This is a genomic window from Elizabethkingia argenteiflava, assembly GCF_009904105.1.
GTDB lineage: Bacteria > Bacteroidota > Bacteroidia > Flavobacteriales > Weeksellaceae > Elizabethkingia > Elizabethkingia argenteiflava.
In genome coordinates this window covers 1-17,439 of record NZ_JAAABJ010000642.1, presented here as the reverse complement: position 1 = coordinate 17,439, position 17,439 = coordinate 1, and the positions used below count along the sequence as shown (strand labels likewise).

15 protein-coding genes and 1 pseudogene are annotated in these 17,439 nt (G+C 35.2%); 7 read left to right on the top strand and 9 right to left on the bottom strand.

The annotated features are described in order from the left end of the window. Nucleotides 1-167: 167 nt before the first annotated feature. Nucleotides 168-2,495, top strand: coding sequence for an FUSC family protein (locus tag GNY06_RS12390; RefSeq protein ID WP_244614435.1), 2,328 nt, complete (start codon nt 168-170; stop codon nt 2,493-2,495). On the opposite strand, the gene GNY06_RS12385 is transcribed toward GNY06_RS12390, so the two are convergent. Then, nucleotides 2,402-3,028: a 4'-phosphopantetheinyl transferase family protein gene (locus GNY06_RS12385; RefSeq protein ID WP_166520368.1), complete on the bottom strand. Its 627-nt coding sequence runs from the start codon at nt 3,026-3,028 to the stop codon at nt 2,402-2,404. The genes GNY06_RS12390 and GNY06_RS12385 overlap by 94 nt on opposite strands. 63 nt (nt 3,029-3,091) lie before the next feature. Between GNY06_RS12385 and ahcY the strand changes: the two genes are divergently transcribed. Continuing rightward, nucleotides 3,092-4,405: an adenosylhomocysteinase gene (gene ahcY / locus GNY06_RS12380; RefSeq protein ID WP_166520367.1), complete on the top strand. Its 1,314-nt coding sequence runs from the start codon at nt 3,092-3,094 to the stop codon at nt 4,403-4,405. Between the two features lie 125 nt (nt 4,406-4,530). Here the strand turns inward: ahcY and GNY06_RS12375 are convergent, their stop codons facing one another. The 3 genes from GNY06_RS12375 to GNY06_RS12365 are packed head-to-tail and all read right to left on the bottom strand — an operon-like array spanning nt 4,531 to nt 7,634. Then, nucleotides 4,531-5,553 carry a Gfo/Idh/MocA family protein gene (locus GNY06_RS12375; RefSeq protein WP_166520366.1) on the bottom strand — a complete coding sequence of 341 codons (1,023 nt, stop codon included), beginning with the start codon at nt 5,551-5,553 and terminating at the stop codon, nt 4,531-4,533. After that, nucleotides 5,550-6,356, bottom strand: coding sequence for an HAD-IIB family hydrolase (locus GNY06_RS12370; protein WP_166520365.1), 807 nt, complete (start codon nt 6,354-6,356; stop codon nt 5,550-5,552). The genes GNY06_RS12375 and GNY06_RS12370 overlap by 4 nt, the downstream gene beginning before the upstream one ends. Nucleotides 6,357-6,359: 3 nt before the next feature. Continuing rightward, nucleotides 6,360-7,634, bottom strand: a complete 1,275-nt coding sequence (locus GNY06_RS12365; protein WP_166520364.1) for a DegT/DnrJ/EryC1/StrS family aminotransferase — start codon at nt 7,632-7,634, stop codon at nt 6,360-6,362. A gap of 523 nt (nt 7,635-8,157) precedes the next feature. Here GNY06_RS12365 and GNY06_RS12360 point away from each other — a divergent pair. Further along, on the top strand, nt 8,158-8,688 hold the full coding sequence (locus tag GNY06_RS12360; RefSeq protein WP_166520363.1) for a hypothetical protein: 531 nt from the start codon (nt 8,158-8,160) through the stop codon (nt 8,686-8,688). Here GNY06_RS12360 and GNY06_RS12355 read toward each other — a convergent pair. Next, nucleotides 8,665-9,717: a L,D-transpeptidase gene (locus GNY06_RS12355; RefSeq protein ID WP_166520362.1), complete on the bottom strand. Its 1,053-nt coding sequence runs from the start codon at nt 9,715-9,717 to the stop codon at nt 8,665-8,667. The two genes, GNY06_RS12360 and GNY06_RS12355, sit on opposite strands and share 24 nt — an antisense overlap. 522 nt (nt 9,718-10,239) lie before the next feature. Here GNY06_RS12355 and GNY06_RS12350 point away from each other — a divergent pair. The 4 genes and pseudogenes from GNY06_RS12350 to GNY06_RS12335 form a co-directional block, all read left to right on the top strand. Further along, on the top strand, nt 10,240-10,569 hold the full coding sequence (locus GNY06_RS12350; protein ID WP_166520361.1) for a hypothetical protein: 330 nt from the start codon (nt 10,240-10,242) through the stop codon (nt 10,567-10,569). A gap of 31 nt (nt 10,570-10,600) precedes the next feature. Continuing rightward, entirely contained in the window at nt 10,601-11,122 is a 522-nt protein-coding gene (locus GNY06_RS12345; RefSeq protein ID WP_166520360.1) for an EamA family transporter, read from the top strand. 6 nt (nt 11,123-11,128) lie between these two features. Next, nucleotides 11,129-11,908, top strand: coding sequence for an alpha/beta fold hydrolase (locus GNY06_RS12340; protein ID WP_166520359.1), 780 nt, complete (start codon nt 11,129-11,131; stop codon nt 11,906-11,908). Nucleotides 11,909-11,999: 91 nt separating this feature from the next. After that, nucleotides 12,000-12,281, top strand: a pseudogene (locus GNY06_RS12335) (lipocalin-like domain-containing protein); the annotation flags it as partial. Nucleotides 12,282-12,899: 618 nt separating this feature from the next. Here the strand turns inward: GNY06_RS12335 and GNY06_RS12330 are convergent. From GNY06_RS12330 to GNY06_RS12315, 4 genes are all read right to left on the bottom strand, one after another. Next, nucleotides 12,900-13,970 carry an NADH:flavin oxidoreductase/NADH oxidase gene (locus tag GNY06_RS12330; RefSeq protein ID WP_166520357.1) on the bottom strand — a complete coding sequence of 357 codons (1,071 nt, stop codon included), beginning with the start codon at nt 13,968-13,970 and terminating at the stop codon, nt 12,900-12,902. 159 nt (nt 13,971-14,129) lie between these two features. Further along, a complete protein-coding gene (locus tag GNY06_RS12325; protein WP_244614434.1) occupies nt 14,130-14,819 on the bottom strand; it encodes an SCO family protein in 690 nt (229 codons plus the stop codon). Next, a complete protein-coding gene (locus tag GNY06_RS12320) occupies nt 14,800-15,072 on the bottom strand; it encodes a YHS domain-containing protein (protein WP_166520355.1) in 273 nt (90 codons plus the stop codon). Before GNY06_RS12320 ends, GNY06_RS12325 begins: the two co-directional genes overlap by 20 nt. A gap of 1,175 nt (nt 15,073-16,247) precedes the next feature. Continuing rightward, on the bottom strand, nt 16,248-16,631 hold the full coding sequence (locus tag GNY06_RS12315; RefSeq protein ID WP_166520354.1) for an Imm63 family immunity protein: 384 nt from the start codon (nt 16,629-16,631) through the stop codon (nt 16,248-16,250). Nucleotides 16,632-17,439: the final 808 nt, after the last annotated feature.

Genomic DNA, 17,439 nt, shown 5'->3' with positions numbered 1-17,439 from the left:
CACCAAAATTAAAAAAAATACTTACTAACGCTATATTTCTCTTCGGTTTTGCACAAAAAAATCTACGCTCTTCTAAATCGAATGCAGATCCATGAAAATAATTACTAAAGCGCGTATAAAGGCTTTTATTCTTAATAAAGCTTTTCTAAATTTGTGGGATGGACCGAATGAATGAATTAAAAAAATTTATTACCAGCCAGTATATCTATTATGGTATCAGGATGACTTTTTCCGTTGCTGTTCCCTGTATTATAATGGTGTATTATGGTGTGTTGAAGGAATATTTTGCCTTTCCTCTAGGTACTGTATTTCTGACTACTATGGATCAGCCAGGTCCTTTTATAAGACGTAGAAACACTTTTATCCTTGGCATTATTTGCTTTTTTATTGTATCACTTATCATCGGATTCACCTATCAATATCCTCTTTTGGTCGCCTTAGAGATCATAATATTCGGAATGTTCTTTTCTCTTATCGGCATTTATGGAACAAGACTATCTGTAATGGGTTCGCTAACCCTGGCGATATTCGCGATACTTATCGACGGTCATTTTGAAAAAGGAAAAGTGGTAGAAACATCCTTAGCTTTAGGTCTTGGGGGAGCATGGGCTTTTATATTATTTCTGGTACTCGCTAAAATTCATCCCTATATGCTCGTCAAACAGATACTGGGAGAAAACTTTATTGAACTGGGAAACTTTGTACGCATTAAATCTAAATTCTACCAATCTAATCCTAATTTCAATGCAGTGTTTGGAGAAATGATGTCGTCACAAATCAAACTACAACAGCACCAGGAATACTTACGCGAGATTCTGTTTACCACCCGTAGGGTTGTAAACGAATCTACTACCACCAGTCGTGTTATTACCTTAATGTTTTTGGAAAGTATTGATCTTTTTGAGCAAATACTCACCTCTCAACAGGACTATAAAACACTACATAAAAATTTCGGCAATAAGAATCTCTTATCTCATATCTATCGATATATTAGGGTGCTTGCCGCTGAGATGATCAACATAGGTATTTCGGTACAGGCAAATCAAAAAGCTTTTCCTCTCACCAACCTAGATAAAGAACTATTAAAATGCTACCACCGGTATTATGACCTTCGCAATGCTGAAATGAATCATGAAAATTTTGAGGATTATATGATGCTCAGACAAAATATGATAAACCTGAGCGAAATTACCAAAAAGATAAAAACCATTTATAGATCCTCTTCTTATAATGAAAAGTTGGCAAAGAGTTTATCCGTAGGATTAGACTCTGAAAAATTTGCCCCCGAGAAAGAAAAAATCAGTCTAAAACTGCTAAGATTTAATCTTTCTTTAAAATCAGCCCATTTTAGACATGCCTTACGTATTACGATTGCCTTGTTACTCGGTTATATGGTCTCACTGACAGGTTTTGTACAAATTGGCCACTCATACTGGATTCTCATTACCATCCTAGCGATACAAAAGCCTGCATTCAGTATCTCCAAATCCCGTAATATACTCCGCTTGGGTGGCACCTTGGCAGGAGCAATAGTGAGTGTGGTTATTTTATACTACATTGAGAATAGTATGCTGCTCCTGAGTATTCTGCTGGTGAGCATGACTTTATGCTACACTTTTCTTAAGCATAAGTATATGACAGCTATTTTTTTTATGACCATTTATGTATTTATAGCTTTTAATTTTATTTCGCCCGGAAATTCTAAAATCATCTTCATAGATCGTGTTATTGATACCATAATTGGGGGAAGCATTAGTTTTTTGGTTTCCTATTTTGTACTTCCTGTATGGGAGAGAACTCAAAACAAATCTTATATTATTGAAGCGGTAAATAGCAACAAGGCTTATTTCGAAGTGGTATGTGATATGCTGATGCAGAAAAATAAAGACTTTTCTCATATTTTCAGAGAAAAGAGAAGTGACTCGTTTATTGCGTTAGCAAACCTATCAGATAACTTTCAGAGAATGCTTTCAGATCCTAAATTCCAACAACATCTTCACATTAAGCGTATTCACCATTTTGTGAATACGACTCACCTACTTACGGCCTATATAGCCTCCCTTTCTATGTATGCAAAAAGTGCGGATACTTATGAAGAAATAGATATTCCCAACTGGAAGAAAAAAATCTTATTGGAATTTACCAAAATACAATTATTACTTAATATAGAAGGTGTTAGTCCTCATGATCTGAAGGAATATGCAAATTGCAAAGAGCCTTCAGATCAAATAGAAACATTATTAGAAAAGCGACGCAGAGAGATTAGAGAGAAAGAGGCTTGTTTTAACTTCAATCCAGAAGATGTTAGCCGCTTAACAGAACTCAAAAGCCTTTCCGAGCTTTTTGCTCTTATTAATAACTTAAGCGAAGAACAAGTGAAGGTTATAAAAAGATTATTCTCTCAATCACCTGGAGAGTCGATCACTATGCAAAAGAAAAAATCCTCTACTCTGATGAGTTGGGCACAAAAATTATCCGAAAAAGTTTCATCATAAACTTTACAGGCTACGGAGTCTAAATTCTGTAAGTCGAAAGCCTCTACTTTATAATTTCTTTTCAAAGACCAAAATTTAGAATGATGCAGTTTATATAAAGATTCTTTAACGCACCAAATAGCTGTTAGATAATCTTTTTCTTTATCATCCTCTATGAAAGAAAACTCATCCAAGATAAATTTATGTTTTATTTTCAAAATCTTATCCTGTACCCTTTCCAAGTCTATGCCTATTTTTCTATCCGAAATAGCAATTGCAACTAAAGGAAAAGAATGGCTGATAGAGATATCATAATCAGCAGGTTCCAAATAAGGCTCTCCATTCTTTTTATATAAAATCTTATACCCGGGTAAAAGCTGATGAAGCATATGACGCACCATTAATAATTCCGCTATTTTCTTAGGATGATATCTCGAAGTTTTTTGGTATTCTTGAGCCGTTAGAAGCTTATTAATATCCATTTTTTCATTTTCGTCATATTTCCAAATCCATACCCTGGCTTTATCATTGGAGTAATCTTGGTACAAGCCCATATTTTGCTAATAAAATTATAATTGTAACTTTACAAAAGTATTAATAATCGAATTAATTATATAATGGAAACCAACACACAATATGTCCCTTACAAAGTTAAGGACATTTCTCTTGCAGATTGGGGAAGAAAAGAAATAGAACTGGCAGAAGCGGAAATGCCTGGTCTTATGGCGATTAGAGAGGAATACGGTCCTCAACAACCTCTAAAAGGTGCTCGTATAGCAGGATGTCTTCACATGACCATTCAAACCGCTGTACTGATTGAAACCTTAGTGGCCTTAGGTGCAGAGGTGAGCTGGTCTTCTTGTAACATATTCTCTACTCAAGACCACGCCGCTGCTGCTATAGCTGCAGCTGGAATTCCTGTATATGCATGGAAAGGAATGAGCGAAGAAGAGTTTAATTGGTGTATTGAGCAAACTCTTTTTTTTGGAGAAGACAGGAAACCCCTCAACCTTATTTTAGATGATGGAGGTGACTTAACCAATATGGTTTTTGATCAGTATCCTGAATTAACAAAAAATATTAAAGGGCTTTCGGAAGAAACCACCACTGGTGTTCACCGTTTATATGAGAGAATGCAAAACGCTACCTTAGCCATGCCTGCTATCAATGTTAACGATTCGGTGACCAAATCTAAATTTGATAATAAATATGGCTGTAGAGAATCCGCCGTTGACGCCATCAGACGAGCCACGGATATAATGCTTGCTGGTAAACGCGTTGTAGTTTGCGGATATGGTGATGTGGGTAAAGGTACTGCTGCATCCTTCCGAGGAACAGGGGCTATTGTAACAGTAACCGAAATAGATCCTATTTGCGCTTTACAGGCAGCTATGGAAGGATATGAAGTAAAAAAACTAGATTCTGTAGTTGAAATTGCAGATATCATCATTACCACCACGGGTAATTTTGGTATTGTAAGAGGCGAACATTTTGAAAAAATGAAAGATAAGACCATCGTATGTAACATCGGACATTTCGACAATGAAATCGACATGGCCTGGTTAAATGAAAATTATGGGGATACAAAAGTAGAAATTAAACCTCAAGTAGATAAATACAACCTTAAGGGGAAAGATATTATTATCCTTGCCGAAGGTCGTTTAGTTAATCTAGGTTGTGCTACGGGACACCCTTCCTTTGTAATGTCTAATTCATTCTCTAATCAAACTTTGGCCCAGATTGAACTTTGGAAGAATGCTGATCAATATGAAAACAAAGTTTATACCCTACCAAAGCATTTGGATGAGAAAGTAGCCGCTCTTCACCTCAAAAAATTAGGAGTAGAACTGGAAAAGCTCTCTGAGGAACAAGCTAAATACATAGGAGTAACCGTAAATGGTCCTTTTAAGCCAGACTACTACAGGTATTAATATTTCTAAGGCTTTAAAATCCCTCCACTCCTGGAGGGATTTTTATTTTATGAAAACACTATATTTTTCATAAAATAAGGATACTATAATGTCTGATGCCCCAATCATAGAGACAGATTTAATTTTTAATCAGCGATAAGAGATAATACCTCCTGGATATGCAGGGCATTTTGCATGTTAGGTAAAGCATCATACTGACTCTCAACAATTCCCCTGATCCATTTTGAATGCATGTGCAAGAAGGAATCTGACCAAAATGGGATCTCTCTCTGAGGATCGGAAAGACAACTGCCCTGATTAATTTCTAATAATTCATTTTCAAAACTATTAAAATATTTTACAAAAATTCTGCGGCTATTTTTAGTCGAATACATAATTTCTGCATTTTCGCAGATCAAATGTAAATATAGTCCCAAAGACTCTTCGTCTAACTCTGATTTTGAAGTTTTTATTTTACACAAAACGCCTTTATGGGTAGTACCTAAAATATAGCCGTTATCATCCACTGCAACTTCATGACCCTTTTTCTCTTTTACTCTGGTTCCTTTTGCCGTGCGTATGGAATTTATATCGAACTCATCATCGGCTATCCAACAAAGCATATCCAATAAATGACAGGACAAATCGCCTAAGGCTCCTGAGCTGGATACTTCTTCTCCCGAGTCCCTCCATGTAAACTCTTCGCGGATAATAGCCGAATTTTTATTAAACTCTGCAGAAAAAAACAAACATTCTCCCAGCTGGTGTTCTCGGATATATTTTTTAATATTCTGAAAAATATAATTATATCTATAATTAAAAGAAATCATGCTCCCTAAGGGAGCTTGTTCTGCTATGAGTAGCGCATCTTTTAAAGTGGAAGATAGAGGTTTTTCGCACACGAAAGGAATTTTTCGTACCCTAAGCACTTCTAAAATAACATTCTTATGCGTGCTATTGGGTGTGCAAACGACAAAGCAATCAGCCAATTGGGCCAATTGGGCAAGACTATTCACCTTAGCTACGGGTAAAGTACATACCGAAGCTATTGAGTTCATTTTCTCTTCATCGAGATCGTATAATACAAAGGAAGAAACCTCATCAATATGAGTGAGTGCTGCAATATGTGCTTTTGCGATATTACCGCATCCTATAATACCTACTTTCATAATAATTCTATTAATTTATTTCGTATACCTACACAATAATTTTCATTGAGTACAGCGGGATAATCTTCTTTAGCTGATGTCTCTGCATTGCCTACAAGAAAGGCATGTCCTGCTCTGGAAAACATTGAAAAATCGTTGCAGCTATCTCCAAATGCATAAAAATCTTCAGAAGACAAAGAAAGATTTTCCTTTAAAAAATCTATTACTTCGCCCTTTCCACAGCAATGGGGAATAAATTCCACATCATAACAGTTTTCAGGATCTCCGGCCGCAGGATTGCATCTGTTAAAAAGCACTTTACAATGATGAACAGCTGCGATCTGAGAAATAATCTGAAAATCTTCCTCCATCTGGGCTCTTATAAAATAATAGAAGGTAGATTTATATTTTCCTTGATAGTCTTGAGGCTCCTCTAATAATTCTATTCCAGATAATTTGATGATAGCTAAAGCCCTGCTCACCTCTCTACTGCTGTATCCAGAATTCTCAATCTTTTGCTTCCATTCTAAAGGCTCCACCATTTTCCCATTCTTCACCCAATAGAACTCAGTTCCCAAACTGCTGGCAATAAAGTGAGGTAAATAGCTAATATAATCTTTGGTTTTTCTTAAAGCAGCATCTAAATTGCTACCCGTAATCCAACCGAAAATAAGAGATTGCTCATCAATTGCTCTTAGAAGGAAGGATTCAAGATCTGCCACACCACTTGATGAATACTCTGCAGGGTTATGGGGTAAGAAGGTTTCATCGAGATCAGAACAAACCACCTTCTTAATCTGTCTGGGATAATGATATTCTTTCATAATCTATAATTTAAAATAAGCCCTAACAACAGATATAATTTTATCCTGCTGCTCCAGAGACATATGATTGTAAAGGGGTAAATGAATAAGCTTCCCGTGAATATGCTCGCTCTGCTGAAGAGAATACCCCGTAGGTGAAAAGCTAGCAGCATACTGAGTTTGATACTCGTGTCCCAAGCTGGGATAATAAATATCCAGTTCAACATTCTTAGACTTAGCATAGCTTATCATATCAGACACTTCGCCCTCCTCCAACCAGATTGGAAAAAGGTGCCAAGTATTGTCGCGGGTTTCTAAAGGAAGTTTTATTTTATTACGGTTTTGGAGTAGATCCAGCCCACGGAGGTACTTATGCGCTAAATAACATCGCTTTAAAGCATTTCGGGAAAAATATTCTAATTTGGCTAAAAGCACGGCTGCTTGTAAATTATCCATTCTACTATTAAACCCCCAATCCATCGACTTTACATTTTTTTCTCCTTCTCTAAATCCATGATAGGAAAATTGCCTGGCCTGATGGGCATATTCCTGATGATGAGTTAACAAGGCACCTGATTTTCCAAAAGCCCCTAAATTTTTGAAGGGATTAAAACTAAGACATACTATTTCCGCCATATCGGCCAAAGACCCAATTCCAAAACATTGAGCAGCATCTACGATAACGGGTAAGTTATTCGCTTTCCCAAAATCACATATCTCCTCAATATTTCTGGCAGAACCATAAAGACACACCGGAATAATGGCCTTAGTTTTAGAGGTAAGCGCCAATTTTATTTCGCTCACATCAAGGTTGTATGAAAAATCTATATTAACAAAAACAGGTTTAGCACCAACTGCAAAAACAGCATTTTCAGTGGCTGCAAAAGAGTTAGGGGGAATAATAACCTCATCTCCAACCCCTACACCCACCGCTTTAAGTGCTATCATTAGAGCATCTGTCCCAGAACTAGTGGCTACACAGGTAGAGACCTTATAAAAGCTTTCCAACTCTTTCTCGAGTAAATTTACATAGGGGCCACTGGTGAATTTTCCAGTCTTGGCAACCGCTTCCACCGCTTTAAGAGAACTGCTTAATTCCTGAGGAGAATTAAGTCCTGGAAGCGGTAAAAACTCAATTTTATCTCCATTGGAGTATGGATAGCTTTCTTCTCTAATTAAACTTTCCAATTCAGTTTTTGTTTGGGGCAGTTCTCCTTCCAGATCTATGTCTATAACCTCTTGTTTATCTTTAACAAAGGTGTCGGCCGCAAGATTTAAATGTCTTAAATCAATGATCATGATTGTATAATTGGTTAATTCACGGCTAAGTAATTAATTTTTTTATAACAAAGAACTTATATACTAAAAATAATACTATAAAAATAGTTATTGTAGTAATACATTAAACAAATAAATTCTTTTCAGAATATAAAAACATTTATCATGTTAAAAAACGAAGAGGAATCCCATACTGATAATATAACTTTTACAGTGCTTCTACTTCAGAAGAAAAGTCCCTAAACCATACCAGGTCGACTCTCAGTCCTTATTTGAAATAATTTTACCGTTTATTCATCTTCTCGGGAGCTGTTGTTGAACAGGTTAAAATCTATCGATCATTTTATGTCATTTATATTGACAACCATACTTTTAAAAGAGTGAATAATACTCTAGGCAAGGATGTGTTTTGGATCTTAAACTAGTCCATATTATAATTTGCGTATTTTTATATTTTATGAATGAAAGAATAAAACTTTATTCTATTATAAAGAAATAAAAAACAGGAAGTAATGAAAATTCGCTAATAATTTGAAAAAAAAATATGGAAGAAACCCTCTTAAATAACATTCGAAACAGACCCCGCTTTAAGTTCGTCAGCCAATTTTCGGCCTCCGATTGTGAAATATATTTACAAAAAAGACTAAAAGCGAACCCAACTATTGGTGGAAAAATTAATCGAGAAGTAGCAACGCTATGGGTAAATAATCAGAGGGATGCTTATTGGAAGCCCTATCTATCTATACGAATAGAAAGCAGCGAAGAAACACAGGGATATACGCATCTACACTGCATAGTTGGCCCCAGCTCCTCTGTATGGACTTTCTTTATGTTTCTGTATTTTATTTTTGGAATTTTTTTTATGATCTTTATTTCTCTATATTATGTGGAACTGAAAATAAAGACTGAAAATTACCCCTGGGCGCTATATATAAGCGTTATATGTCTTCTCCTCATATTTCTCACCTGGATGGCTTCCCAAATAGGCCAAAATCTGGCAAAAGAAGAAATGCAAATGCTGAGAAAATTTGTCGAGAGTATTTCGGAATACTTATCTATAAAACAAGAAACCTAAAAGCTTTTTTTCAGGTTTAATACTATCTTGTTGTATATTTTTAGCTGCTCCTTCTTTTATTTCTTCCAAAACTTTTTGCCTATTGTTCTGTTCTTTTTTTATCTCAATGAGATAAGGAGAGACGATTTGTGTGAGTTTTTCTTCAGAAAGATCATTGGATGTGGGATTTTCCAACAATTGTCTCCAAGGCTTCCTTTTACCCCATGGATACTCTCCATAGACCACTACAGGCGTACCTTTGGCTCTTACACTTGCCCCCCCCTTATTCAATATCCATTGATCTGCCCAATTATACAGCCACTTTGCATCTTCTTCTAAAAGTCTTAAACACGAATGTGAAGCCGGATATCCGGGTAAGTTATATTGATGCCAGCCTATACCTTCGTAATTGGCTATATTAAAATTCCATTTTAATTTCCATTCGTCACTTACCGTACTAATAATTTCCTTACCCTTCCAGTTGGTAAAATATAAACCCCTTGGAGTCTGATAAATCTTAGATCCCATACTAGTAGGCCCCCACTTAACCTGTTTTCCATACTCATACAGAACATATGCCTGAAGAGGATAAGAAAAGAATGCTATTTTAGGAATAGTATTGATTGTACGTACGGAATAAGGAAAAGGCGAATATGCTAAAAAGTCTGGTTCGAGCTGATCTGGGACGATAAGCGTATCCGCTCTATACATGTTTTTACGATCCAAACGATTAAGCGCCAGTATACTGTGAAGATCTAAACCTGTATATGTTTTTAAAAAAGCTTTCTTTAAAGAGTCATTCCCCTTAATGTTCCATGGACGATAAGTGATCGTTTTTTTAGTTAAATTTTGTACATCCCCCAAGGTATGTACACTATCTTTTTTCGTCGCTTCTGTTTCTGTAGAATGAGGAGATGGACCTTCTTCTACCATAGACGATAGAGGTACCTGATCATTTGGACCAGCAGCGATCACCTTATTTTTTTTGCTACACTGTAATACAAAGAAAATAACTAAAATCCCCATGCCTAAATTAAATCTCTCTCTCATAAATAATTATTTATTAATCTATTTTTTAAACAAGAATAATACCAATATCCTAATCTATATCTGTAAATAACATTTTTCTTTTTTACATCATTAATATTTAGAAACTTCTCCCTGAATGTATGCCATTATCAATCAATTTATAACATTTAGCCTAAAACCACCCTACACCATAGCGGACTACTGAATGTTTGATATCAATAATTAACCTCACATCACCCCCTGATCTCTCATTGTGCATTCTGCTTTTCTGAACAACGAGCCTCTTTATCATAGCCTTTATTTTTGTCAATTGGCAAAGATCTTAAAAACTATCGTATAGTATCAAATTTCTATTTTATCATATTTTTACGGGTTATTTTATTTTTTTACTCAAAATATTTCTCATAAAACTCCTCTGGCCTTCCATTTTTATTAGTTATATTTAAAAAAAATAATTTACATAATATTATTTTTATATAAATTTATATAAATTAATTATATTAACTTGATTATTTTAATAGTTAATTAAATATAAAAAATAATATGCAAAAATATATTATTATCCTAATGTTAGGAGCTTTAAGCTACGCTATGCTTTCTTATTTCACAACAATCGCCTATTTACAAGGCTATACGGCCCGTGAAATCACTTTCGCTCAAGCCGCTATAGGTGCCATAAGCCTCTGGATTTTGTTTTTATTTAAAAAAAACTGCCTCCAAAAAGATCTCTTCAAAAACCAAGCAAAAACTTCTTTTGGCAGGAACCTCAATGGGCATGGCTGCTTACGCCTAGTACCTCTATGTTCAATATATTCCCGCCTCAGTAGCCATTGTTTTACTGATGCAAATGACATGGATGAGTATGATTGGTGAACACGTTGTATTACAGAAAAGAAATTCAACAATGGAATTGTTGACCTCAGCTTTAATTATTGTAGGAACGATTTTAGCGGGAGATTTCTTCAATATAAGGCATTTCAATTTTCCTTTTTGGGGAATTGCTTTGGGTTTATTGGCAGCCTTACTTTACACCTTATATATATTATTAACCCGTACTTTAAAACATGAAACCCTTATATTTGAGAAAAGTGCTTTCATTTCTACTGGTCCGGATAATATCCTCCTGTTAATCAACCTAAAATCGATTACCACTAGTACACACCCTGTGGAATGGGGTGGTTTTTTGACTTTTTTCGGTACCATCATTCCCCCCATTTGCTTTACCATCGTTATTCCTAAAATAGGTACTGGGTTGAGTTCAATATTATTAGCTTTGGAATTGCCGGCCACTGTTTTTTGCACCCACATTATGTTGGGAGAGCATGTAACAATAACTCAGATCACAGGTATTGGGGTCATGCTTGGGACTATTATTTGCCTTAACATCCATAAAATATATCAAGAAAATAACAAAATCTCCTATTGAATTATAATGAAACACCGTAAAATCGACTTTGTTACGATAGACAATCAACAACTTTATACAGAGATTTATCCACTTTATGAAAATCGACCTTTTTTAGTCTTCCTACACGATAGCCTAGGAAGCGTTGAGCTATGGAGGGATTTCCCTCGAAGACTTGCAGAAGCCACTCAATGCAATCTGATGATATATGATAGATGGGGATATGGAAAATCCCAAGCCCTGCCTAGCCACAAAAGATCCAAACACTATTTAGAGATAGAAGCAGACACGCTAAACCAGCTGTTATCTGCACTAAAAATAGATGATGCCATTCTTTTTGGACATAGCGATGGAGGGTCTATCGCTTTAATCAGCGCAGCAAAATTTCCGCAGAGAATAAAGGCTATAATATGTGAAGCTGCCCATATTTTCGTGGAAGATATAACTTTAAGCGGAATTCGGAATGCTATAAGCGCTTATGAAAATACAAATTTACCGCAGCGCTTAGAAAAATATCATGCAGATAAAGTAGATAAACTCTTCAAAGCCTGGACACATACCTGGACACGAGAGGATTATAGAGATTGGAACATCGAACATTTTTTACCTCAAATCAACTGCCCTCTTCTTTTTATACAAGGTGAATTAGATGAGTACGGCACTTTAGATCAGGTAGAAAAAACCATCAGCCAGGTCAGGGGCTTCTCAGAAAAATATATCGTCCCCCAAACAGGACATTCCCCACACAAGGAAGTTCCGGAAGTAATATTAGCGGCCTCCAAAATATTTATGAATAAATTCTTATAAATATTATGAATAAACTAGTCTATTCCGGCAGAAGAACAAACTAAAATATCATAAAGAAACATTCTAAATATAAAATGAATACAGAGAAAAATTTACGAGAACAAATATGTTTAGGGGAACAGCTGACGAATACCAAGAAGAAGCCAGCGGCTGTCTGGCTTATTCGGGCCGTTTCTTCGTTGACGAAAAGGAAAAAACGCTTACCCATGAAATGGCTGTAAGCCTATTTCCAAACTGGCTGGGAAATAAGCAAAAAAGATTAATGGAGATAGAGAACAATATACTTAACCTTCAAACGGATGGCCCTCTCCTGTTTAACGGGAAGATGAAAGTAGCCAAAATAACTTGGGAACGTGCAAAACCCAATTATTAAGGAAAGTATTATAAAGATTCCGCCATAGCAGAAGCATATAAATACTGTCATAGTTCTGGTACTTAAATGGGTTGAGCATATACATAATAGATTTACAACACTTATCTTAAAGAGTGTTGGTATATCTTTGATTATTTGAAAAAATAAGAAAGCTTCAAAGCCTATGAAAAGATTTACAATGAAGCCTTAATAAAACTGGAAACTGCCGTCATGTAGAGTTGTAACAAGGAACGATAACTCAATAAAAAAGTTGCAGACGATTATATACTCCATAATTAGTTCCTTGTTCTGTGTAAAAGAAAGCGTTTTAAAAATAGTGTTCAAATCTTCGAGTGAAGAAATACGTTTTTCAAGTTTCGACAGTTTCCAGAATTTGGTGTAAACCGCGTAAATAAGGGTTTGACTCTAACCAGAGTTGAACCCTTTGTTTAAATGTAGCTAAAAATTGATTTAAAATTAATCTCCGGTTATATATAGGCTGGGGCCATTTTCCTGAGAGGGGATTTTGATAAGCGGCGAACATTCTGCTGCGCTTTTAATTCTTTTCTCATAAAAACGGTGTTTACTGGAACGTAATATCTGTAAAAGGATTATACTCCCCTCGGCATAGATCGCAGGTTATTTTCTAAAATGCCTTGTTTTTGATCTGGTGTATTGCTGGGGCCATTCTACCTCTTCATTCAACTCCTGAGCAGCCTGTAGGCTGAAGTAAGGATTTCTGAGTAATTCGCGTCCATAGAAAATAAAATCAGCATCCTGATTTCTCAAAATAGTTTCGCCTTGGAGGGCTGTGGTATAAAGCCCTACCGTACCTACCAAGATTTTCTCGACAGATTTTTTAATACTGCTAGCAAAGGGCAATTGGTAACCTGGTCCAGACGGAATCATAACGTCCGGAACGATAGCTCCGGTGGAAACATCAATAACATCTACTCCTTTATTTTCCAATATTTTAACAAGGGCTATAGACTGCTCCAAATCCCAACCTCCTTCTTTCACCCAATCTGTGGCAGATATCCTCACAAACAAAGGCAAGCGACCTTCTATTGCTTGATTAACTCCCTCGACCACTTCTAATAATAATCGAATTCTGTTTTCAAAAGATCCTCCATATTCATCACTTCTTTTATTAGATAAAGGGGAGAGAAACTCATGCAAAAGATAGCCATGTGCAGCGTGTATTTCTATTACTTTAAAACCTGCCTTTATCGCCCTGATACTCGCGGACTTAAAGTCTTGCTTCACCTTTTCTATGTCTTTTTTATTCAAGCTTCTGGGCAGTGGATCACGATTACTAAACCTTAATTCAGAAGGAGCGACAGGCCTTTCTTCCCCTTCCGATTCAGGCTGAAGAAAAACCTCTACTCCGGCTTTTCTTCCGGCATGTGCCAGCTGAATCCCAGGGACAGCTCCATACTCTTCCACGCAGGCAACTATTTCGTGTAACTTTTCTATATGTTTATCGCTATAAATCCCCAAATCTTTAAGGGAAATTCTCCCCTCGGGGCTAACAGCCGTAGCTTCCACTATAATAGCGCCCACACCTCCTATAGCTCTTGTCGTATAATGTACCAAATGCCAATGGTTTGCATATCCTTCATTTGCAGAGTATTGACACATCGGCGACATTACAATTCTATTTCTAAATTTTACTCCTTTAATCTCTATAGGTGTGAAGAGTTTTGACATGGTGTATTCATTTTATATTCTGTTAGCATCTACAAATCTAACTCGCGTAAAAATAAGCAATATAATAGATCGCCTCTACATTTTTTTTAAGCTATTATTTTCTATACAAGAATACTTCTTAAACTTATAAGATCCCTTTAAGCTATTGAGAAAATATAACTATTCTTGTAATAGTCTTTTAATATCCTCTATTAAAAATTCTCTATCGGGGTGATATTCTCCATTAAGTTTGGGAGTTTTCCCCTGAGGATCTTGATAATTTAACCCCGAATAATATAGCATCGGCATTCCATCTTTTTTATATCTACAGCGAATATTTCCTTTTTTGTCGACCAAGGCAAGCATTCCACTATGGTTTAGACTCTCTGATTCATCTGATTGGTCTCCAATATAAATATTAAACTGATCTGCTATCTTTTCAATATAAGCCCGGTCACCAGTCAAAAAATGCCAATGAGGAGACTTAACCCCTATCCTTTGGGCATGCAGACGTAAAAACTCGGGCGTATCATGAGCAGGATCAATACTAATGGATATGACCCCGAAATCAGGGCAGTTAATTCGCTCTTCAATATACCTTATATTATTATTCATAATAGGGCAAATACTAGGACAAGAACTGTAAAAAAACTCAACTAAATAGACCTTGCCCAACATATCACGATTAGATATATGCCGATTGTTTTGATCGGTGAGTTGAAAGTCAGGAACCTTCATCACGGTATATAAATCCTTTTTAAAATAGCCCACCCCCACCGTTATTAGCACAAAAAGCCCCCCTATAAGTAGGAGTATCTTGATGATGGTTTGCCTTGAAGACTTGGATTTTTTATTTTTCGGAGGTTGCATAATTTTTAGGATTTTTCTTAAATTCCTTTTTACAATAGTCACTACAAAATCCATACACTCGGCCTTTATAAATGGCGGTATCTTTTAAAAATTCGGCAGTCTTCATTTGGCAAATAGGATCTTGTGCATTGAAAACTTTTATATTTCGAAGTTCGCTAGGTGATGTTTGTTTTACAACATGTTTTACTGAATATTTCTCCTTCGCACACGAAAAGGCACACACGCCAAGAATGGCTATCACATATATTTTCATTCTAAATCCTCTTTTCAATTAAATCTGGAAAACTAATTTAATATTTACACCATATGAAGATTCTAAAATAAAGAAAGATTTTATAAAACGGTCTTCCAGATTATTGTTTATTTCTCCATTTTAGCCATATTACTACGGGCTACAAATGTATAAAATATTATGAAAATCAGGCTTTAGATTTTCATAGAATATCCCGCCCTTGAAGTTTTATATGATGCTCTCGATGGAGTTTTAATTATTGAAAATAGCGAACTTTAGCATATCGGAGATTCACTGAAAGATTTTAACAAAATAGTTTGCTTTTTCCCGAATGGGTATGGGAATGGGCAGGATTTTTCAATTTTTACACGAACAATACATCCTCTGAATATTTTAGAGAGTGCATTGTTCACATTTCATAAATGTATAAAAATTAAATGCTCTTTTAAACCTAAATCTTTTAGCTTCTCTGTGTTCATTTTCTCTTTGGTATTGCCCTAAATCTGGATATTAATTATTTGTATAAGGCCCAATCTTGTAGTTTTTATAGTAAAAGATCGCTTGATAATGGATTATTTTTTTTGTAAAAACTATAAAATATAGACCAATTTAGGCCTGTACCAGATCAACTTATCAAACAATAATGTGATTGGTTTTTATACATGTAAACACCATGTTTTTCATAGTCTTATCTTCAGGATGAATCGTAATTTTAACATAGCTATCCAATTTTATACCATATGCTTCAATATATAAATACCATTCATCATCTAATATGAACTTTTATATTTTTTATTTTCTGATATAAAATATTAGTGCGTGAGCTTTACATTATTAAAATTTAAAATAGTTTTGACTATGTGAAAGTGTTTTTCCCATATAAAGGATTTACTCCTTGCCGTAAGGAATGCTCATATTTTATATATCTACAGCAGCTCAACTGCTATTCAACATATTCTACCTTTGATCCCTATAATGATGCCCATACCAAACAGGCTAAAGGATTTGTCATTGAGCATACCAGAGTTCATATTTATTTTTGGTTTAACATTCCTACTTTAGGTCCTGCTCGCCCTCATCAACCTTCTGTCTTTACTCTTCTAAATATCTTCCTTAAAAACAAAATAAGCCGCAAGCTATTTTGTAATGACCAAAATACCTTATAAAAAGCAAACCAGAATAGACTTACCAAAGGTTTATTCCATGTATTTATCATTTTCGGATTTTATTAATCCTCCCCAATGATCGTCTAGTAATCTCATTAGTTCTTCTTGCTTTTTAAATAAAATTATTCTAAAATCCTGATGATTATTTCTGTTTTTTAATTCATCATTCGCAACCATTTCAAAAGTGATGTCTTTAAATATTCTGTACAATAATTCATCTTTATCTTTGTAAAGAATCCTTTCATATTCTACCCCACACTCCCGAATTACATAATAAAAAATATCACCGACGCCTACATCTATAAATGGTTTTGCGTAGTCGTTCGCTTCATTTATCTTAGGGATCAAGCCTAAAGGAACATCAATCTTATCCGCCAACTCATTTATCTGGATCTCTAATTTTTGTGATTCCATATTATATTACTGTTTTTATTTTTATAAAATGCCCTTGCATTAATTCATTCGCATTCAAAAAAGTTGAAAAATGTAGTGCTCTAAATCTATATTCCAAACCAAGGAATCATGGTGAAATTTTGAACACTGAATGACGTAACAACTTATACATATTGTATAAACCATTATTCTAAGAGGAAGTGCCCACATTCCATTGTTATTGCTGATGGCAAAAAAAGACTTTCCAAATCCAGAATACCACTTATCTATTTGCATCACTGAACCTAAAGTTGTAGCCAGCCAATTAGCAAAACACCTCCATTTGTTGGATAATAAAACGATAATACGGTAGTTGTTTTTCTACTGCTTTGAAAGCAGGACCCTTTCTCCCAAATATATTTATAGCCACCACCACAAAACTTTTGACTCGCGAGGGCCTTATTCTTTTTGAACCGATTCGCCAATCCGCTTTTTTTTAAGTAATATTTTTTTATCTCGCATAGAATTATTCAAAACTTGAACTTCATGAATACGAAGCTATAAGCTCTAATAAATATAACATCACCCTCTTTCCCAAAAGTCTATACATAAAGTCATATTATTAGCAGAAAATTTCTTCGCTTTTTGAGGACTCAAGGCTGACCATATCACACTGTCCCTCATAATCTTAGCATATCCAAAAAATAATATACTCTTCTATAATTTTTATATTTCTTAGCTCTTGTTTATTTCTAATAAATTTACAAAATATTCTATAGATTTAGTATATAAACTATGCTTCTCATCAATATAAAATCCCAAAAAAATTATATACCAGACGGAATAATTT